Source organism: Corynebacterium sp. ACRPO (assembly GCF_022347205.1).
Lineage (GTDB): Bacteria > Actinomycetota > Actinomycetes > Mycobacteriales > Mycobacteriaceae > Corynebacterium.
In genome coordinates this window covers 66,796-85,878 of the sequence record NZ_JAKRNE010000006.1, presented here as the reverse complement: position 1 = coordinate 85,878, position 19,083 = coordinate 66,796, and the positions used below count along the sequence as shown (strand labels likewise).

Sequence of the window (19,083 nt, the reverse complement as noted above, 5' to 3'; positions counted from 1 at the left end):
CAGCCTGCCACAGCCGCGCGCCCGACTGCCCTACACTGGATAACCATGCAAACGATGCTCGTCACTGGCGGCGCCGGTTTTATCGGCGCCAATTTCGTGCGCCTTATATGCCAGGCGCGTCCCGATACCCGAGTTACGGTGCTGGACAAGCTCACCTACGCCGGAAACCGCGCCAACCTCGCCGGCCTCGATATTGACCTCGTGGAGGGCGATATCGCCGATCCCGCCACCGTAGAACCGCTCGTCGCCGCTGCCGATGTAGTGGTTCATTTTGCCGCCGAGTCCCATAACGATAATTCTTTGCGCGACCCCTCGCCCTTCATCCACACGAACCTCGTAGGCACCTTCACCCTTCTGGAAGCCTGCCGCAAGCACGATACCCGCTTCCACCATGTCTCCACTGACGAGGTTTTCGGCGACCTCGAGATAGGAGCAGCGACCAAATTTAGCGAGCACACCGCCTACGCTCCCTCCAGCCCCTACTCAGCCACCAAGGCGGGGTCTGACCACCTCGTGCGGGCATGGGTGCGTTCCTTCGGACTGCGCGCCACCATCTCAAACTGCTCCAATAATTACGGGCCGTACCAGCACATTGAGAAGTTCATCCCCCGCCAGATCACCAATATCCTCTCCGGACACACGCCAAAGCTCTATGGCACGGGCGAGCAGGTGCGCGATTGGATCCACGTCGATGACCACAACGAAGCAGTGCTCGCCATCCTCGAGCGTGGCCGCATCGGCGAGACCTACAATATCGGCGCGGACCAGGAAGATATTAATAATAAGCAGGTCATTGAGCTGATCTGCAAAATCATGGGCCACACCCGCAATGGGCGCGCGCTCTATGAGCACGTGGCGGACCGCCCCGGCCATGACCAACGCTATGCCATGGACGCCACCAAGCTGCGTCGCGAGCTGGGATGGACCCCGCGGTTCACGGATATCCGCGCCGGTCTCGAAGACACTATCGCGTGGTACCGCGATAACGAAGACTGGTGGAAGCCCGAGAAAGAAGACGTGGAAGCCCGCTACAAGCAGCAAGGACAGTAGATATGCGTATTACCGAAACCGCCATCCCGGGGCTGCTCATCATCGACCTCGACGTGCACGGCGATAACCGCGGCTGGTTCAAGGAGAATTGGCAACGCGAGAAATTCACCGGACTCGCGCCCGAGCTCGCGAGCTTCCAGCCGGTGCAGAACAATATCTCTTTCAACCACGCCGGTGCTACGCGCGGCCTGCACGCCGAGCCGTGGGACAAGCTCGTCTCGGTGGCGCAGGGCAAGATCTTCGGTGCATGGTGCGACTTGCGCGAGGGTTCGGAAAGCTTTGGCAAGGTCGTCACCCACGAGGTAGGGCCGGAGACTGCGGTGTTTGTCCCGCGGGGCGTCGCCAATGGCTTTCAAGCGCTGGAGGAAACCTCCTACTGCTACATGGTGAATGAGCACTGGTCGGCCGAAGCTCGCTACGCCGCGGTGAACCTCAACATCGTCGACTGGCCGCTGGATCCCACCGAGATTTCAGAGAAAGACAAGCAGCACCCCGCTCTCACAGACGTGAGCCCGATGCCCGCCCGGCGCATTCTTGTCACGGGTGCGAATGGACAGTTGGGGCGGGCACTTAAACGCCTGCTTGCCGACGCCGAGTTTTGCACCCACGCCGACTTCGACATCACCGACCCACCAGAACGGAATTGGAAGCAGCACTCCGCCATCATCAATTGCGCGGCGTATAACGACGTCAACGGTGCCGAAAACGACCGCGCCGCCGCCTGGGCCGTCAATGCGGAAGCGCCTGCACGGCTGGCGCGCATCGCCGCGGAGAACCAACTCACGCTGGTGCATGTCTCGAGCGACTACATCTTCGACGGCACCAACGAGGTCCACACTGAGGAGGAACTGCCGTCGCCGCTGAGTGCGTACGGGGCGTCGAAAGCCGCGGGCGATACCGCCGCGCAGACCGCGCCGCAGCACTACGTCATCCGTACTTCCTGGGTCTTTGGCGATGGCGAGAACTTCATGTCCACCATGCGCCGGCTGGCCGCAAAGGGAGTGGAACCGAAGGTCATCCACGACCAGCGCGGGCGACCCACGTTTGCCGAGGACCTAGCCAAAGGCATCGTGCACCTGCTCAACTCCGGTGCGGACTACGGCGTGTATAACCTCTCCAACTCAGGCGATACCGTGGGCCGCGATGAGATTGCCATGGCCGTGTTCATCGGTCTCGGCCACGACCCGGCCGAGGTCACTCCGGTAAGCACCGAGCAGTACCGCGAGATCGCGGGCCCCGAGGCGCCGCGCCCCAAGGAGTCGACGCTTGCGCTAGATAAAATCGAGGCTACCGGCTTCAAGCCGCAGAACTGGCGCGCGGCCCTGGCCCTGTACTTGGCGCTGTACCCGGAGGATTAAATGAAAGGCATCATCCTGGCCGGCGGTTCCGGCACGCGGCTCTACCCGATTACCAAGGGCATCTCGAAGCAGCTCATGCCCATTTATGACAAGCCGATGATTTATTACCCTCTAACCACGCTCATTCAGGCGGGTATTCGGGAAATCCTCATCATTACCACCCCGGAGGATGCGGGGGCCTTCCAGCGCCTCTTTGGCGATGGATCGCAGCTCGGACTCATGATCGATTACGCGGTCCAACCGCGGCCGGAGGGCCTTGCGCAGGCCTTTTTGATTGGCGAGGAGTTTATTGGAGACGACAGCGTCGCGCTGGTACTCGGCGATAATATCTTCCACGGCTTCGGCGGCGAGCTCGCCCACTGCCAAGATCCGGAGGGCGGCATCATCTTCGCCTACGAGGTCTCGGATCCGCAGCGCTATGGTGTCGTGGAATTCGACGCCGCAGGCCATGCGCTGAGCATCGAGGAAAAGCCGGAAGTGCCGCGGTCGAACCACGCGGTGGTGGGCTTGTACTTTTATGACAACTCCGTGGTGGAGATAGCCAAGGGCATCGAGCCCAGCGGCCGCGGTGAACTGGAAATCACGGCGGTAAACGAGGAGTACCTGCGCCGCGGCGAGCTGAATGTCCAGCGCCTGCACCGCGGCAGCGTGTGGCTCGATACGGGAACGGTGGACTCGATGAGCGAGGCCTCCGCTTACGTCGAGGTGATGCAAAAACGCACCGGCATCGTTATCGGCTCACCAGAAGTGGCCGCCTTCGACGCCGGCTTCATCGACCGCGCCCAGTTAGAAAAACTCGCCGAGCCGTTACTCAAGTCCGGCTACGGCGAGTACCTGCGGGCGTACTAGAGGCTAGTAGCCGCGCTCGATGTATTCGTCGATGCGCGCGGCCTCCGCGCCCACCGTGGTGGCGTCGCCATGCCCTGGCAGGACCTTGGTGTCCTCGGGCAGGGTGAAGACGACGTTCTTCAGCGACTCGATGATCACATCGAAGTCGGAGTACTTGCGGCCGGTGGCACCAGGGCCACCGTTGAAGAGCGTATCGCCCGACAGCAGCGTCTCGCCCACGTGCAGCACCACGCAGCCCGGGGAGTGGCCCGGGGTGTGGTAGACCGTAATCTTCTCGCCGCCAATATCGAATTGGCCGCGGTCCGCCAATGGCGTGTACGGAGCATCACCATTGGACTCCTGCCACAGCATGTCATCGTCCGGGTGCAGGTAGACCTCGGTATCGAAGCGCTTGGCGGCCTCGGGGGCGAGCTCGCAGTGATCATTGTGCGCGTGGGTGAGCAGGATGCCTTCCACGCGGCGGTCGCCCACGAGCTCTGCTACCGCATCCAGATCGTGGGAGGGATCCACCACGTACACGCTGGAGTCATCGCCCACGACGTAGACGTTATTGTCCACATCCCATTCGCCGCCATCAAGGCGGAACTTGCCAGAAGTAACCGTGCTATCGATACGCATTAGAACTCCACCACAGAACGCAGAACCTTGCCGGACTTCATGGTGGCGAAGGCCTGCTCGACGTCGTCAAGCGCAATGCGCTCGGTGACGAACTTGTCCAGCGGGAAGTTGCCGGCCTTGGACAGCGCTACGTAAGCGGGGAAATCGCGCTCTGGGAGGCAATCGCCGTACCACGCAGGCTTGATGGAACCGCCGCGGCCGTAGAGGTCGATGGCCGGAATGTCCACGTGGTCGGTGAGGTTCGGCACGCCCACCATGACCATGCGGCCGGCGTGGTCGCGAGAGTAGAAGGCCTGGCGCCAGGTGGGCTGGATGCCCACGGCGTCGATGGAGACATCGGTGCCGAAGCCGCCGGTGAGCTCGCGGACGGCGTCAATAACCTCCTGCTCCGAAAGGTCCTTGGAGCAGATGGTGTCGGTCGCGCCGAACTCGCGGGCGGTCTCCAGCTTGGACTCGTCAATGTCCACGGCAATGATCTTTGCCGCGCTCGCCAGCTTGGCGCCCGCAATGGCAGCCATGCCAACGCCGCCGCAACCAAAGACGGCAACGGACTCGCCGAGCTGGATATCGCCGGTATTCACGGCCGCGCCGAGGCCCGCCATGATGCCGCAGCCCAGTAGGCCGGCAGCGGCTGGGTCGGTGTCTTCCACCTTGGTGCACTGGCCCTCGTGGACCAGGGTCTTCTCAGCGAAGGAACCGATGCCCAGTGCAGGGGTGAGCTCGGTGCCGTCCTCGAGGGTCATCTTCTTGGAGGCGTTGTGGGTATTGAAGCAGTACTTTGGCTCGCCCTTCTTGCAGGCGCGGCACTCGCCGCACACGGCGCGCCAGTTCAAAATGACGAAGTCGCCTTCCTCCACGTGGGTAACCGCAGAACCTACGGTTTCCACCACGCCTGCGGCCTCGTGGCCGAGCAGGAAGGGGAAGGCGTCTTCAATATCGCCATCGCGGTAAGCAAGGTCGGTGTGGCACACACCGCAGGCCTGGACGCGCACGATGACGTCGTTAGGGCCGGGATCAGGAACGACAATGTTGACGGTTTCGACTTCCGCGCCCTTGGAACGGGCAATAACAGCTTTTACAGTCATGCGCCCGAGCGTACCGATATTTTCAAAACCGGCGCATTATTGAAAACTCGTTTTAAGAGCGGGCAATGACGTTGGCCGTATGCTCGTGGCCGCGCTGGTTCATATGGATGGGAAGGTTGCCGTCACCACCAGTAAAGTCCACCAGACCAGCCCACATGCGCTGGTTTGCATCGGCACACATGCCGTTATTGCGGGTAGAGGGCTTCAGGTCTAGGAACTGCACGCCGGTGCGCGCCGCCAGGTCCACTTGCATCCACTGCGCCTTATTCTCAAAGTCCTGGATTGGCGGCAGGAAGGTGGAATCGGCCGGGCGCGGACCGAAGTGGAAGAGGCAGTAGTACGGGCCAGAACCGATGGTGGGGTAGCCAACGATCTGGACGCGGGCGTTCGGGGCCGCGCGCTTGATGCGCTCAATCTGAGGCGCGGTGCGGTCCGCAAACTGCTTGCGAATCTGCGGCAGGTTGAGCTCGCGGTGGTTATAGGTGTCATTGAAACCGGTAGTAATAACCACGCGGTTGGTAGCCGGAGTCAGCGCACCGCTGCGGATGGCCGCATCCACCTGCTGGGAAACCTGCGGGCCGCGAGACATGGACACGGCACCGGAGCAGGAGAAGTCCCGCACCGGAAGGCGCAGCTTGGCGCCGGCGCGCTTGGCGTAGTTATTGGAGGTCGGGCAATCTACGCCCACACCTTTAGAGGGATCGTAGCGGTGGGCGAAGTAGGAGCCGGCGTCTGGATCCGCCAAGACGGAATCGCCGAAGGCCACTAGGTTGCGCTCCGCGGCGGTGGCCTGCGGCGCGGCCACCGCACCCAGCACGGTCAGCGCGGAAGCCACCACGGAGAGTACTTTCAGCTGCAGAGATTTCATGAGATCCTTTTCTAGAAACACCAGTAACTTCAGGTAACTGTAGTTACTTCTGTAACATATTTCGAGTTGGCGGCAACACCGCCCGCCTCTCTCACGATATCGTCCATAGTTATCTTTTCGTTATCTTCGCTAATTTGGAGCTTTCCCGATCGTGAATTTTTCTGATTTCACATTCCACGCTGCAGCCCTCGGCCGGTTCGTGCCGGCGCTTCTTAACGCCGGACTCATCAGCCACCAAGGCGGCGCGAAGGCCCAGCTCAACCTGCTGCCAAACCTGGCCCGCTACCGCTTTACCACCGCACGCGAGATCGAACAGGGCTACCTTGCCTGCCCAGAGCGTTTGGCGCTTATCGACGACGACGGCACCCTCACCTACCGCCAGCTGCGCACCCACACCCAGGGCTTCGCCCGCTACCTCCGCTCGCTGGACCTGCCCGAGATTCGCCTCGGCGTCATGGCACGCAACGGCCGCGGCATCATCATTCCGCTCGGCGCCAAGGGCTATGTGGGCGCTTCTATTTTCCTGCTCAACGTGGGTTCTTCCCCGGAACAGCTGGCCGGCTGCATCGAGGAAAATGGCATCAACGTGCTCGTCGTAGATGATGAGTTCATCGACCGCGTGGACACCGATATCCCGGTCATTATCGCGCACGATACGGGCGCAAGCGATCTGCCGAAGCTGGACAAGATTGTGAAGAACCCACCGGTCGTGGAGCTGCCGCGCTTCCCCAAGCACGGCCCAATCGTGCTCATGTCCTCCGGCACCACGGGCATTCCGAAGGGCATTGTGCGGCCGGAGCCAACCCTGCCCGTGGTGCTGGCCTCCATCGTGGATACGATTCCGTGGCGCGCCGACCAGCGCCTGCAGCTCACCGCCTCCATTTTTCATACCTGGGGCTGGGCCTGCATCAATATTGCCCTTGGCCTGCGCAATACCATCGTCACCCGCCGGGTATTCGATGCGGAGCAGGTGCTTGACGATGTCCAGCGCTACCGCCTCGATGGCATGATTTCCTCCCCCATTTTCTTTAAGCGCTTGGTGGAGCGGGACCCGGCCGGCGAGTTCGATACCTCGAGCCTGAAATTCATTGCCTCGGCCGGCAATGCGCTGACCCCGGAGGTGGTCAAGGAGACCAATGAGCGCTTCGGCGCCATCCTGTGCAACGTGTACGGATCCACCGAGCTCGCACTGGCGACGACCGCCACCATGGATCAGGTGGCCGCCAACCCCACCATCGCCGGGCGCGTGGCCTCGGGCACGAAGCTGCGCATCCTCGATAAGGAGGGGCACCCGGTTCCGCGCGGTGAGGTGGGAGAGATTTACCTGACCAACTCCACCGCAATGACCGGCTATACCAACCCGAATTTGCGGCTCAATAAGGTGGACGGGCTCATTTCCATCGGCGATTTGGGCTACATCGACGAGCACGACTTCCTGCACGTGGTCGGCCGCGCCGATGACATGATCATCGTCGGCGGCGAAAACGTCCACCCGCAGTCCGTCACCGAGGTCCTCGAGGCCATGCCCGGCATCCACGAGGTCCACGCCGGTGGCGTAAAGGATAGCGAGACTTTCCAGCGCATCGCCGTGTGGGCGGTGCCTACTGCCGACGCCGCTGGAAAGGCCCTCACCGCCGACGCCATCCGCGACTGGGTCCGCACCAAGCTTGCCGATCACTCCGTTCCGCGCGACGTGCACTTCCTGGCCAAGCTCCCGCGCAACGCTACCGGCAAGGTGGTCCCGCGCCTGCTTAATAACCACGGCGGGGCTTAGCGCGCACCTCCCCCGAATACGCGAAAGGCCGCAGGCTATACACCTGCGGCCACTGTGGAGCCGCCTGCGAGAATCGAACTCGCGACCTTTTCATTACGAGTGAAATGCTCTACCGACTGAGCTAAGGCGGCGCGCTGCTTGGCATGCGCCAGTGCAGCAAGAGAGAGTTTAACCTAGGGGCGCCGCGGAATAGAAATCGGGCCCCGCCTACAGGCACGCACGGCGCAGGCGGCCCACCAACCCGTCGAAGGCAATCTGCGTGCCGACGTTTTGGGTCAGCTGCTCGCGGCACAGCGTAATGGCCGCCTGGCAGTCCAGCAGGCCTTCCTCGCTCACGCGCTGCGCGATCTCGCCAGAAAGTCCAGCGAAGTCCGGGTGGGTGAGATCCACCTGCGCGCCCACCTTCTGCATGAGTGCATCGCGGTAGACGCCGGAGAGATCAACAAGCACAAGGTCCAGGTTGTCGATCACCCGGCGCTTCGCCCGCTTCTTGTGCTGGTCCTGCAGGTCCTTGATGGCGGAGCGGGCGTCGCGCTGTGCCTTGGCCGCGCCCTTGCCCTTCGCGCCCACGCCGAGGGTTTGTTCCAACTTCGCCAGCTCGGCCTCTTCTTGTTCCTTGTGCGAGTCCTTCGCCTCCGCGTCCACCATCTTCAGCAGCGAGGTCACCGCTTGGAAGCCCTGAGAGCCGTGGAAGACCTCTTCTGCCAGGTTGATGGCCACCGCGCGGCGTTTTTGCACCGCCGGATCGTTGACCAGGCGCCGCGCCCGGCCGACGTGGCGGAGGGAGGTGAGGGCGGCCAAGTGGGCGTCGTGATCCGAGGCGCCCTCGCTGACCAGCTGGGCGGTAATGCTCTCCACCGACGGGGAGGGAATGTAGAGGTGGCGGCAGCGCGAGCGGAGGGTCTGGGAGAAGTCCTCGGGGGCGTCGGAAGGCGCGCACATGATGATCACGGTGCGCGCCGGCGGCTCCTCCACCGTCTTGAGCAGGGCATTCGCGCCGTTATTGTTCAGGCGGTCAGCGTTATTGAAGATCACCACGCGCCAAGGGGCCACCGTGGGCAGGCTCGCCGCGCGGCCGATGACCTCGCGCACCGTATCCACGGGAATGATGACCTCCTGTGGATCCACGAGGACCAGATCGGTGTGCTGCTTGGTCTCCAGCACCGCGCGGCAGGCCTCGCATCGGCCGCAGCCCGGCTCCTCTGGGTCCGTGCACATGAGCGCGGCCGCAAAATCGATGGCGGCCAGGGAACGGCCGGAGCCCGGCGGCCCGGTAAATAGCCAGGAATGGCTCATCGCCCGCGGGTCTGCCCCCGGCATCCCCCTGGCCGCCCGAGCGGCGCCCAGGATGGTACGGGCCACACCTGGGGTATCTGCCAATCTTTGCGCAACGCTTCCGGTATTCACTCGCCCTAGCCTACTGGTCTTACTAAAGTATGAAGGCATGAACAGACTACTGCGCGGCGCTCGATGGCTCATGGGTACCCAATGGCCGGTCTACGCCGCCTTAGTCCTTGGTGCGAACCTCATCGGTGCCATCGCCATCATGACCTTTGTCCTTTATTTCCTACCGATGCCGGAGATTAAGGATTTTGCCGCCGAGCTGCCCAGCCTGATGGGCGTCGCCGCGGTGTACCTCATCTTTGCCGTAGTCATCGGCATCGCCGTCACCCTGCTGCTTTTCCGCCCGGTGCTGGACTGGCAGCGCAACCCGGACGAGCACGATCCGAATATGGTGCGCAACTTGGTCATGCGCATCCCCGTCTACCAATCCGTGGTGGCGGCCGCGGTGTGGCTCATCGGCATCATCCTGGCCGTGGTGATTTCCGGCCGGGAATCCGGCAGCCTCGGGCTCGTCGTAGGCGTGTCCGCCACCCTGGCCGGCCTCGTAGTGGTCATCTTGACCTACCTGCAGGCAGAGCGTCTCGTGCGCCCGGTGGCCGCCCAGGCGGTGGCGCGCCGCTTCGAGGACGCCACCCTGGAGCCGCCCATCAAGTACCGCCTCATTTCGACCTGGCTGATGACCTCCGGCGTGCCTCTGGTGGGCATCTTGCTCGTGCTCATCGCACAGCGAACCGGGCTCTTCTCCGGCACCGCAGGAGACCTGGTTCCCGCCATCACAGCCCTGGCACTTACCGCCCTGGCCACCGGATTTATCGGTACGAGCTTCGCGGTGATGAGCGTGGTGGACCCGATCGTGGAGCTCCAAGACGCCATTAACCGGGTGCGCCGCGGCGAGAACAATGCCGAGGTCGATATCTATGACGGGTCCGAGCTGGGCGTACTGCAGGCCGGTTTCAACGAGATGATGCGCGGCCTGCGCGAGCGCCAGCGCGTGCGCGATATCTTCGGCCGCTACGTCGGCACCGAGGTAGCGCAGCGCGCCCTGGAAGAGCGCCCCGAGTTGGGCGGCGAGGACCGCAAGGTCGCGGTGCTCTTCATTGACGTCATCGGCTCTACTACCTTCGCCGTCAACCACTCCCCCGAGGAGGTAGTGGAGGAGCTCAATAAGTTCTTCGAGCACGTCGTCGAGGTGGTGCACCGCAATAAAGGCATCATTAACAAGTTCCAGGGCGATGCCGCGCTGGCTGTCTTTGGCGCGCCGCTCAATGTTTATGATTCCGCCTCCATGGCGCTGCAGGCCGCCCGCGAGCTGCGCGGCGAGTTGCGCGGGCTGGAGCTGCAGGCGGGCATTGGCGTGGCGGCGGGGCACGTTGTGGCCGGGCATATCGGCGGCGCGGATCGCTTCGAATACACCGTCATTGGTGACGCCGTGAACGAGGCTGCGCGCCTGACCGAGCTGGCCAAGGACACCCCGGGCCAGGTGCTTACCAACGCCGCCACGCTCAAGACCGCTAACGAGGCCGAGCAGGCCCGCTGGACTATGATGAAATCCATTGAGCTGCGCGGCCGTCACCGCATGACCCAGCTGGCTCGCCCTATCCGCGCTACCCTGGCAGAACGTTCCGAGGTATAACGAGGTTTTTCAGTGAGCTCAGCTCCCCGGCCCCGCATGATCGTGCCCGATGTGGCGCGCGGCATGGCCCTTCTAGGCATCGCCATGGCCAATATGACCACGGCATGGATCATCACCACCGACCGGCCGGGCAGCTATTTCGGCGGCATCATCGATGGCAGCGCGTGGGATAAGGCGGCCGTCGTCTTCGGTGCCTTCTTTGTCCACAACCGCGGCCTGCCCATGTTTTCTACCCTGCTCGGCTTTGGCGTGGGGCTCATTGCGCTGAGCCTGTGGCGGCGCGGGTTTCCGGTGCAGGGGGCACGCAGGGTCATCGCCAAGCGCTATGCCTTCTTGGCAGTGATGGGTGCGGTGCATATGGTGCTGCTGTTTTGGGGCGACATCATGTTCTTCTATGGCGCGGCCGGAATCGTAATTGCATTCCTGCTGCGCAAGCGGGATTCCTCCCTCATGCTCGTGGCCTATATTCTATTCGCACTGTGCGCGCTGGGCGGGATTGTGGCCTTCATTTCCGGCGCTATGGATCCCCGCGGCGTGGTGGCTACGGAAGGCATCGGCACCATCGAGTCCTACCCCGATTTGCTGCTCAGCCAGCTTGTCACCTTAGGCAGCCAGGCTTTGGCCACGCCGATCATTTTATTGATGTACCTGCCCGTCATGCTGGTGGGCTTTGTGTGGGCGCGCCAAGGCGTGCTTGCCGACGTCCCCTCTCACCGCTCCACCCTCCTGCGCTGGGTCGCCGTCGCGGTGGTCATTACCGTGGTTATCGGTACCTTGTGGTCTTTGAGCACGCTTGGGGTCATCGAGCAGCGCTGGGCCAATGCGGCCAATAATGCCAACTCTTTCCTCGGCGTCTTCACTGGCCCCGGCATCCTGGCCGGGCTCGCGTTGGTGCTGCAGCCAGTGCAAGAAAGGCTCTCGGCTGGCGCACCGCTGCCCGCGGTACTGTGGCCCTTCGCGGCGCTGGGCAAGCGCTCCATGAGCGGCTACGTAGGGCAGTCCATCCTCTTTTTCTGCCTCGTGCACCCATTCACGCTGAACTTCGGCCACGATCTGGGCGCCTTCGGCCAGGCCGCGCTGGCCTTCGCGGTGTGGTTGGCTACGCTTATCGGGGCCTGCGTGCTGGAAGTCTTCGACCTCCGCGGGCCGTTCGAGGCGGTGCACCGCCGCCTGTCCTATGGTCCGACGATGCAGCCGCAGCTACCGCGTGCGGCACAGGCCATCAATCAGCAGCAGGTGGCCGACCGCTAGGGCACCCGCCTCGGCCGCGCATAACAAGCGCGCCCCCTGCTTCCGCTTACCGCGATAGTGCTGCGCGAGCGCCGCGCGCAGGGCCGTCAGCCCCTCGGCCGCAACGAGCAGGTTGGCGCCGTGGCTCATGCCTTTGCCAGCATCGGTGCGCAGCGCCGGATCTCCCGCCATTGCCGAGGTCGTGAGCACCGCCGCGCCGCCCACCGCGACCGCGGCGGCCGTCGGCTGTGTGCGAGTGGCGGCAACGCCCGCGCACCATGCTGCCGCGCGCAGGCCCCAGCCCAGAGCATCATTGCGCGCGCCGCGACGATATAGGCTCCACGCATAGGCGGCGTGGTTCGCCGTTACGGCCGCCACGCCAAGCGCCGAAGGACGGGTCAGCCGGCGGGCCTTTTCCACCTGGCCAATAGCTCCGGCTACAACTCCGGCGCCAACGGCGGGCTCTTCGCGTACCGAGGCCAAAAGCTGCGGCCGCGTTTTGATGGTGACGGCGCGCCACAGGGCCGCGGCGCCTTCTCGGGTGCGGGCAAGAAAATCCTTCATGCCCGCCACCTTACGCGGTTACTTCTTGCGCGAGCCGGCCTTTACCACGTTCTTCGTACCGGGCGAAGGCTTCTTAGTCGCCTTCTTTCCAGCCTTCTTCGTGGACTTTTTGGTGGCCTTCTTGGTTGCCTTCTTCTTCGTCGTCTTCTTAGAGGACTTCTTGGTGGACTTCTTCTTGGTCTCGCCGGAAGCTTCCTTGGCGCGGCGCTCGGAAAGGAGTTCGTTCGCGCGGGCGTCGGTAAGCTGCTCCGGGTCATCGCCGCGGCGCAGGGAGGCATTGGTGGTGCCATCGGTGACATACGGGCCGAAGCGGCCGTCCTTGACGGTCATGGGCTTGCCGGAGACGTCGTTATCACCCAGCTGCTTAATCGGCGGCTGAGCCGCTGCGCGGCCGCGACGCTTCGGCTCGGCGTAGATGCGGCGGGCCTCGTCCAAGGTGACGGTGAAGATCTGCTCTTCCTTAGCCAGCGAGCGCGAATCGGTCCCCTTCTTCAGATACGGGCCATAGCGGCCGTTCTGCGCGGTGATCATCACGCCGTCGTCCTCACCCACCTCGCGCGGCAGGGAAAGCAGCTTGAGGGCCTCCTCCAAAGTCACGGTGGAGGGTTCCATGGAGCTAAACAGCGACGCCGTACCCGGCTTGAGCTTGTTCTCGATGTACTCCTTGACGCGCTTTTCCTTCTGCTTTGCGGCCGTCTTGGTTTCCCAATTCTTGGCACGCTTGCCTTCCTCGGCGCGTTGCTTGTCCTCCTCGGCGCGCTCCTTGGCGACGACCTCCTCGGCCTCACCCTCGGCCTTCTCCCGCTCATCCTCGCGGACGACCTCGGTAACGTACGGTCCGAAGCGGCCCTCCTTGGCCACAATCATGCGGCCGTTTTCCGGGTTCTCGCCCAGCTCGCGGCCGCCCTGCGGAGTGGCGAAGAGCTTTTCCGCCAGCTCCTCATTCAGGCCATCCGGGGTGACGGTTTCGGACAGGTTAGCGCGCTGATACTCAATGCTTCCGTCATCGTTGGTACCAACGGCACGCTCGATATACGGGCCGTAGCGGCCCACGCGGACGAAGACGTCGCGGCCCTCGGTGTCAGTGTAGAGGCGCAGGGAGTTGACCTTGCGGGCGTCGATGGCTTCCAGGTTGACGTCGATAAGCGACTTCAAGCCGCCGTGACGGGCGATGGAGGCCGCCTTCTGCTCGTTGGCCTCGGCGTTGCCAAAGTAGAAGCCGTTTAGCCAGGCGGTGCCGTCCTCGATGCCGGTGGCAATCTGGTCTAGCTCGTCTTCCATGGAAGAGGTGAAGTCATAGTCCACCAACTCGGTGAAGTTTTCCTCCAATAGGCCCACGACGGCGAAGGCAACCCAGGAAGGCACCAGCGCATTGCCGCGCGAGACCACATAGCCGCGGTCCTGGATGGTCTTGATAATGGACGCGTAGGTGGACGGACGGCCGATGCCCAGATCCTCCATCTTCTTGACCAGGCTGGCCTCGGTATAGCGCGCCGGCGGGTTGGTGGAGTGGCCCTCGGCGGAGACCTCCTTGGCGATCAGGGCGCGACCCTCCTCCAAGTGCGGTAGGCGGGTCTCGCCCTTCTTGTCCCCCTTGGCGTCGTCCGCGCCGTAGGCCTTCAGGAAGCCGGGGAAGGTAATGGTGCGGCCGGTGGCGGAAAATTCCACGTCGTAGCTGCCCTTTTCGGTGGCGGCGGTACCGGCTACGGTGACCTTCATCGAGGTTCCCTTGGCATCGGCCATCTGCGAGGCAACGGTGCGCTTCCAAATCAGGTCATAGAGCTTAAACTCCTCCGCATCCAACTGGCCGGAGAGCTGGCCCGGGGTGGCGAAGGACTCGCCGGCCGGGCGGATGGCCTCGTGAGCCTCCTGGGAGTTTTTCACCTTGCGGTCATATACACGCGGGGAATCAGAGACGTACTCTGCGCCATAGATGCTGGTAGCGGAGTTGCGCGCGGCGGACAGGCCCTGCTTGGAGAGCGAGGTGGAGTCCGTACGCATATAAGTAATGTGGCCGTTTTCGTACAGTCGCTGCGCAATGCGCATGGTGCGCTCAGAGGTAAAGTGCAGGCGGCGGCCGGCCTCCTGCTGCAGCGTCGAGGTCATAAACGGCGCATAGGGCTTGCGCGTATAGGGCTTGTGTTCGACCCCAGCGACTTCCATGCCCGCGCCTTGGAGCGCAGACTCCAAGGCCTTGGCCTGCGGCTCGGTGATGACGATGACGTCCTTACTCTTGACGTTTCCGCGGTCATCAAAGTCGCGGCCCAAGGCCACGCGCTTGCTATTGACGGCCGTGAGGCGGGCGTCGAAAGTAGCAGGGTTGTCCGCGTCCGCAGCGCCGGTATCTAGCGTGGCGGCCAGATCCCAGTAGTCCGCGGGGATAAACGCCATGCGCTCGCGCTCACGCTCGACGATGACGCGGGTGGCCACCGACTGCACGCGGCCGGCAGAAAGCCGCGGCATGACCTTCTTCCACAGCACCGGGGAGACCTCATAGCCGTAGAGGCGGTCGAGGATGCGGCGGGTTTCCTGGGCGTCGATAAGGTTGTAATCCAGATCGCGGGTATTATCCGCGGCCTCTAGGATCGCGGACTTGGTGATCTCGTTGAAGACCATGCGGCGCACCGGCACCTTGGGCTTGAGGACCTCGAGTAGGTGCCAGGCGATGGCCTCTCCCTCGCGGTCGGGGTCTGTTGCGAGGTAGAGCTGGTCGCACTGCTTCAGCTTGGACTTGAGGTCCGCGACCTTCTTCTTTTTATCGGGGCTCACCACGTACAGCGGGGCGAAGTCATCTTCCGGGTTCACGCCGAGGCGCGCCCAGGATTCCTTCTTATACTTAGCCGGCACGTCCGCAGCGCCACGGGGAAGATCGCGGATATGGCCCACGGAGGCCTCCACGATGTAGTTGTCTCCGAGGTAAGGCTGAATCTTCTTCGCCTTCGTCGCCGACTCGACGATCACCAAGGTCTTTCCCGGCCCGGCTGCTTCTGCCACTTCGACTTCATCCCTTTCGATGATGCGAACAATAAGGTATGCACGCTTTCAGCAATCGCCCCTAGCGTACACAGTTGATCTGCGTTTCCTTTCTCGCACCATATACGCGGTTCTGCCAAAAGGCCGTTTTCAGGGGCACTATGTACCCCCACGGAACGGGTCTATACTGGCCTACTTAGAACGCCCAGTAGCTGTGAAAGCATTGTGGGGCACGATAGCACACCCAAGACGACGCCCGGGGAGTATTCATGGTTGACACCATCACTATGTGGATCGAATCCGTCATGTCCACAGAGTGGATCTACCCGCTGGTGGGCGTACTGATCTTTGGTGACTGCTTCTTCCCCGTGCTGCCTTCTGAAATCCCGCTCAATATGGCCGGCGCCTGGTCCGGCTCCCAGGGCTTTCCGCACCTGCCCACCATGTTTTTCGTGGCGCTCATTGCCGCCATGATGGGCGATAATCTCTGTTTCCTGCTGGGCACGCGCTTCATGCCCCTGCTCCAGCGCGTACCTAAGGGATCGAAGGCCTACGAGGGGCTCAACTGGGTCAAGCGCAATATGCGCCGCGGCGGCGGTGCGGCCATTATTATTGCCCGCTTCATTCCTTCAGCGCGCCTGTTTATGACCATCCTGCTGGGGTCGATGCGCTTCCCGTGGCTCGTCTTTGTCTTCTTCGACACCATCGGCGTCGCGCTCTGGGCAGCCGAGGCGCTCGCCATCGGCTACCTGGGCGGCATGGCCTTTTCCAATTCGCCGGTGCTGGCGGTGGTGGTCAGCATCATCGCCGCCGTGGTCATCGGCGTGGGCCTGCAGAAACTGCAGAATAAGTTCACCGAGTGGTGGGATACCCGCCGCGGCTACGCCGAAACGCCGTAGCAGGAAGGCCTGAGCAGAAAGGCCTGAGCAGGGGAGCCGGCCGCCTAAACTACGGACACGGACTGGGCCTGCTCGCCCTTCGGGCCGGAGCCTACCTCGAAGGTGACCTGCTGGTTTTCTTCTAGGGTGCGAAAGCCGCTGCCCTGGATCTCGGAGTAGTGGACGAAGATATCGCCTTCGCCGTCCGCGCGCTCGATGAAGCCGTAGCCCTTTTCAGAGTTAAACCACTTAACGGTTCCTTGTGCCATGGTGTGCAGTCCTTTTCTTGATTGGCGGTGCGGCGATTCCGCGCCGAGGGGTTCGGTAAATGCGTCCTTTAGCAGTACCTTAAAGTGTAAACACCGCACCAAGACATCATTGGCCTCATATAAGTGTGACACGTTCCACGCCAAAGCGATAGGCCTAACTCATGAGGGGGTAGAAATTGGCTCACCCGGAAACGGATAATCCCCTGGGAGAAGAGCTCCTCGAGTTCATCCAGCGCCGCCTCGATGAGTCCACTCTCACATTTCACACCACCCTGCCGCCGCAGCGCGCGCAGTATGCCGAGTGGCCCGAATGGGTGCTGCCGGAATTGAAGGAAAAGCTGGTCGATGGGGGCGTCGGCAAGCTGTACAGCCACCAAGCCGAGCTGGCGCAGGCGGCCTGGGCCGGCGAGGATGCGGTGATTTCTACCGGTACGTCCTCGGGTAAGTCCCTGGGCTACCAGTTGCCCATTCTGAGCCGGCTAGCGCAAAAGCCGACCGCCTGCGCGCTGTATCTCACCCCGACCAAGGCGCTGGGCTCGGACCAGCTGCAGGCGGTGCTCGAGCTGTGCCGGGGCATTCCGGCGCTCAAGGGCGTGGTGCCCTCGCCTTATGACGGCGATACGCCGCAGGAATCCCGCGCGGGCGTGCGCGATCATTCGCGGTTCATTTTCTCCAACCCAGATATGGTGCATATGTCGCTGCTGGCGGCGCACGCGCGATGGGCGCGGCTGCTGCGGCACCTGGAGTTCATCGTCATTGATGAATGCCATTCCTACCGAGGCGTTTTTGGCGCGAACGTGGCGCTGGTGCTGCGGCGCCTGCTGCGCCTGTGCGCGCACTATGGCTCGCGGCCGACGGTAATTTATGCCTCGGCCACCATGAAGGACCCAGGCCGGCACGCGCAGCGCCTTACCGGCCGACCTGCCCGCGCGATTACGGAGGACACCGCCCCCACCGGCGCGCGCACCGTGGCGCTATGGGAGCCGGGCTTTATCGAGGGCGCCGAGGGCGAGCACGGGGCGCCGGTGCGCCGCGCCGCCACCACCGAGGCGGCCGAGATGATGGCCTCCTTCATCGCCGAGGGCGCGCGCACCATGACCTTTGTGCGTTCGCGCCGCTCGGCCGAGGTGGTGGCCATGCGCGCGGCCGAGGTGCTCTCCGGTAGCCTCGGCCGGCCCGATTTTGCCCAGCGCATCGCCGCCTACCGCGCCGGTTACCTGGCCGAGGACCGCCGCAAGTTGGAGCGCGCGCTTGACGACGCCTCCTTGCTCGGCGTCGCCACCACCTCCGCCCTCGAGCTGGGTATCGACGTCGGTGGGCTCGATGCCGTGGTCACGGCCGGTTTCCCGGGGACCGTCGCAAGTTTTTGGCAACAGGCAGGGCGCGCCGGCCGCCGCGGGCAAGGCTCGCTCGTGGTGCTCATCGCCCGCGACGAGCCGATGGATACCTACCTGGTCCACCATCCGGAGGCACTGCTGGGTCGGCCCGTGGAGGCCAGCGTTTTCAACCCGGCCAATCCGTATATCCTCTTCGGCCACGTCTATTGCGCCGCGGTAGAAAAGCCGCTGGATGATGCCACGATTGCCGCCTGGGGCGCGCAGGATGTGGTTCACCAGCTGGCCGAATCTGGCCTGCTGCGCCGCCGCGAGCGCGGCTGGTTCGCCGTGCCCATCCCTGCCCATACGCCGGAAGAGCTCTCCCCGGAGACGGCACATACCGCGGTTTCGCTGCGCGGTGGAGCGGGCGAGGAAGTCATGATTGTGGATTCCTCCGACGGCCGCCTGCTCGGCACCATCGACGCCGCCCGCGCCACCAGCCAAGTCCACCCCGGCGCGGTGTACCTGCACCAGGGCGAAAGTTTTGTCATTGAGGAGCTCATCCTCAGCGATTACCTGGCGCTGGCCCGCCCCGAGGCCCCGGACTATTCCACGACTCCGCGCTCCACCACGGATATCCGCATCCTGCGCGAGGCCGATAACCTGGTCAATTACTCCCCAGGACTATGGGTGGCGGACGTAGAGGTGGAGGTCACCGACCGCGTCACCGGCTACCAGGTGCGGCTTGCCGACGGCACCATTGGCGACGATATCCCCCTCGATCTCCCCGAACAGCGCCTGGTCACCCGGGCGGTGGCCTACACCATCGATCCGATGGCGCTTTCCGCGATGGGAGTTACCGCCTCCGATACGCCCGGCACCTTGCACGCGGCCGAGCACGCCGCGATCGGCCTGCTACCACTTATCGCCACCTGCGACCGCTGGGACATTGGCGGCGTGTCCACCGCGCTGCACCCCGATACGCAGCTGCCCACCGTCTTTGTCTACGACGGCCACCCCGGCGGCGCCGGTTTCGCTGAGGAAGGCTTTCGCCGCTTCCCCGAATGGATCGAGGCCACCTTCGAGGCGGTGCGCTCTTGTCCGTGCGAAGCCGGTTGCCCGTCGTGCGTGCAATCGCCCAAGTGCGGTAACGGAAATAACCCGCTGAGCAAGGACGGCGCCATCAAGCTACTGGGTGCGCTGGTCACCATGACGCAGAGCTAGCCGCAACTTAAGCGGTTCTGCCTTTTTCTTCATTTACTCGCTGCGCCCGC

At 63.4% G+C, this 19,083-nt stretch carries 15 protein-coding genes and 1 tRNA gene; 8 read left to right on the top strand and 8 right to left on the bottom strand.

Annotated elements, in window-relative coordinates:
* The first annotated feature begins 54 nt into the window (after nt 1-54).
* From rfbB to rfbA, 3 genes are read left to right on the top strand one after another with little or no spacing between them, the layout of a single operon-like run.
* Entirely contained in the window at nt 55-1,050 is a 996-nt protein-coding gene (gene rfbB / locus MHY22_RS05970) for a dTDP-glucose 4,6-dehydratase (protein ID WP_239278547.1), read from the top strand.
* A gap of 2 nt (nt 1,051-1,052) precedes the next feature.
* On the top strand, nt 1,053-2,408 hold the full coding sequence (gene rfbD, locus MHY22_RS05965) for a dTDP-4-dehydrorhamnose reductase (RefSeq protein ID WP_239278503.1): 1,356 nt from the start codon (nt 1,053-1,055) through the stop codon (nt 2,406-2,408).
* Nucleotides 2,409-3,257 carry a glucose-1-phosphate thymidylyltransferase RfbA gene (gene rfbA / locus MHY22_RS05960; RefSeq protein WP_005323086.1) on the top strand — a complete coding sequence of 283 codons (849 nt, stop codon included), beginning with the start codon at nt 2,409-2,411 and terminating at the stop codon, nt 3,255-3,257. It begins immediately after the preceding gene.
* Between the two features lie 3 nt (nt 3,258-3,260).
* Here rfbA and MHY22_RS05955 read toward each other — a convergent pair whose 3' ends face one another.
* The 3 genes from MHY22_RS05955 to MHY22_RS05945 are packed head-to-tail and all read right to left on the bottom strand — an operon-like array spanning nt 3,261 to nt 5,828.
* The gene (locus MHY22_RS05955; protein WP_005323087.1) at nt 3,261-3,875 is read right to left on the bottom strand and encodes an MBL fold metallo-hydrolase; all 615 of its coding nucleotides are present in this window, start codon (nt 3,873-3,875) and stop codon (nt 3,261-3,263) included.
* Nucleotides 3,875-4,960 carry an S-(hydroxymethyl)mycothiol dehydrogenase gene (locus tag MHY22_RS05950; RefSeq protein ID WP_049377810.1) on the bottom strand — a complete coding sequence of 362 codons (1,086 nt, stop codon included), beginning with the start codon at nt 4,958-4,960 and terminating at the stop codon, nt 3,875-3,877. The genes MHY22_RS05955 and MHY22_RS05950 overlap by 1 nt, the downstream gene beginning before the upstream one ends.
* A 52-nt stretch (nt 4,961-5,012) precedes the next feature.
* Nucleotides 5,013-5,828, bottom strand: a complete 816-nt coding sequence (locus tag MHY22_RS05945) for a GDSL-type esterase/lipase family protein (RefSeq protein WP_239278502.1) — start codon at nt 5,826-5,828, stop codon at nt 5,013-5,015.
* 151 nt (nt 5,829-5,979) lie between these two features.
* Between MHY22_RS05945 and MHY22_RS05940 the strand changes: the two genes are divergently transcribed.
* Nucleotides 5,980-7,602 (top strand): AMP-binding protein, encoded by a 1,623-nt coding sequence (locus tag MHY22_RS05940; protein WP_239278501.1) that lies wholly within the window; start codon nt 5,980-5,982, stop codon nt 7,600-7,602.
* Between the two features lie 55 nt (nt 7,603-7,657).
* Here MHY22_RS05940 and MHY22_RS05935 read toward each other — a convergent pair.
* A tRNA-Thr gene (locus MHY22_RS05935) sits at nt 7,658-7,733 on the bottom strand.
* A 76-nt stretch (nt 7,734-7,809) separates the two neighbouring features.
* Complete coding sequence (locus MHY22_RS05930) at nt 7,810-9,009, bottom strand: DNA polymerase III subunit delta' (RefSeq protein WP_370658836.1); 1,200 nt, start codon at nt 9,007-9,009, stop codon at nt 7,810-7,812.
* Nucleotides 9,010-9,046: 37 nt separating this feature from the next.
* Here MHY22_RS05930 and MHY22_RS05925 point away from each other — a divergent pair, with 37 nt between their 5' ends.
* Nucleotides 9,047-10,579 carry an adenylate/guanylate cyclase domain-containing protein gene (locus MHY22_RS05925; protein ID WP_239278499.1) on the top strand — a complete coding sequence of 511 codons (1,533 nt, stop codon included), beginning with the start codon at nt 9,047-9,049 and terminating at the stop codon, nt 10,577-10,579.
* 12 nt (nt 10,580-10,591) lie between these two features.
* Nucleotides 10,592-11,830: a DUF418 domain-containing protein gene (locus MHY22_RS05920; protein ID WP_239278498.1), complete on the top strand. Its 1,239-nt coding sequence runs from the start codon at nt 10,592-10,594 to the stop codon at nt 11,828-11,830.
* Here MHY22_RS05920 and MHY22_RS05915 read toward each other — a convergent pair.
* Nucleotides 11,780-12,373, bottom strand: a complete 594-nt coding sequence (locus tag MHY22_RS05915; RefSeq protein ID WP_239278497.1) for a hypothetical protein — start codon at nt 12,371-12,373, stop codon at nt 11,780-11,782. The two genes, MHY22_RS05920 and MHY22_RS05915, sit on opposite strands and share 51 nt — an antisense overlap.
* A gap of 18 nt (nt 12,374-12,391) precedes the next feature.
* Nucleotides 12,392-15,367, bottom strand: a complete 2,976-nt coding sequence (gene topA, locus MHY22_RS05910) for a type I DNA topoisomerase (protein ID WP_239278496.1) — start codon at nt 15,365-15,367, stop codon at nt 12,392-12,394.
* A 248-nt stretch (nt 15,368-15,615) separates the two neighbouring features.
* Between topA and MHY22_RS05905 the strand changes: the two genes are divergently transcribed.
* Complete coding sequence (locus tag MHY22_RS05905) at nt 15,616-16,245, top strand: DedA family protein (RefSeq protein WP_239278495.1); 630 nt, start codon at nt 15,616-15,618, stop codon at nt 16,243-16,245.
* A gap of 44 nt (nt 16,246-16,289) precedes the next feature.
* Here MHY22_RS05905 and MHY22_RS05900 read toward each other — a convergent pair whose 3' ends face one another.
* Nucleotides 16,290-16,493 (bottom strand): cold-shock protein, encoded by a 204-nt coding sequence (locus MHY22_RS05900; protein WP_204610420.1) that lies wholly within the window; start codon nt 16,491-16,493, stop codon nt 16,290-16,292.
* Nucleotides 16,494-16,669: 176 nt separating this feature from the next.
* Here MHY22_RS05900 and MHY22_RS05895 point away from each other — a divergent pair, with 176 nt between their 5' ends.
* Complete coding sequence (locus MHY22_RS05895) at nt 16,670-19,033, top strand: DEAD/DEAH box helicase (RefSeq protein ID WP_239278493.1); 2,364 nt, start codon at nt 16,670-16,672, stop codon at nt 19,031-19,033.
* The last annotated feature ends 50 nt before the right edge of the window (nt 19,034-19,083 follow it).

Excerpts from the sequence above, each read along its gene's own strand:
- rfbB (WP_239278547.1), top strand. The coding sequence starts at position 55 with ATGCTCGTCACTGGCGGCGCCGGTTTTATCGGCGCCAATTTCGTGCGC.
- rfbD (WP_239278503.1), top strand. The coding sequence starts at position 1,053 with ATGCGTATTACCGAAACCGCCATCCCGGGGCTGCTCATCATCGACCTC.
- MHY22_RS05905 (WP_239278495.1), top strand. The coding sequence starts at position 15,616 with ATGGTTGACACCATCACTATGTGGATCGAATCCGTCATGTCCACAGAG.
- rfbA (WP_005323086.1), top strand. The coding sequence starts at position 2,409 with ATGAAAGGCATCATCCTGGCCGGCGGTTCCGGCACGCGGCTCTACCCG.
- MHY22_RS05955 (WP_005323087.1), bottom strand. The coding sequence starts at position 3,875 with ATGCGTATCGATAGCACGGTTACTTCTGGCAAGTTCCGCCTTGATGGC.
- MHY22_RS05900 (WP_204610420.1), bottom strand. The coding sequence starts at position 16,493 with ATGGCACAAGGAACCGTTAAGTGGTTTAACTCTGAAAAGGGCTACGGC.
- MHY22_RS05915 (WP_239278497.1), bottom strand. The coding sequence starts at position 12,373 with ATGAAGGATTTTCTTGCCCGCACCCGAGAAGGCGCCGCGGCCCTGTGG.
- MHY22_RS05950 (WP_049377810.1), bottom strand. The coding sequence starts at position 4,960 with ATGACTGTAAAAGCTGTTATTGCCCGTTCCAAGGGCGCGGAAGTCGAA.
- MHY22_RS05925 (WP_239278499.1), top strand. The coding sequence starts at position 9,047 with ATGAACAGACTACTGCGCGGCGCTCGATGGCTCATGGGTACCCAATGG.
- MHY22_RS05945 (WP_239278502.1), bottom strand. The coding sequence starts at position 5,828 with ATGAAATCTCTGCAGCTGAAAGTACTCTCCGTGGTGGCTTCCGCGCTG.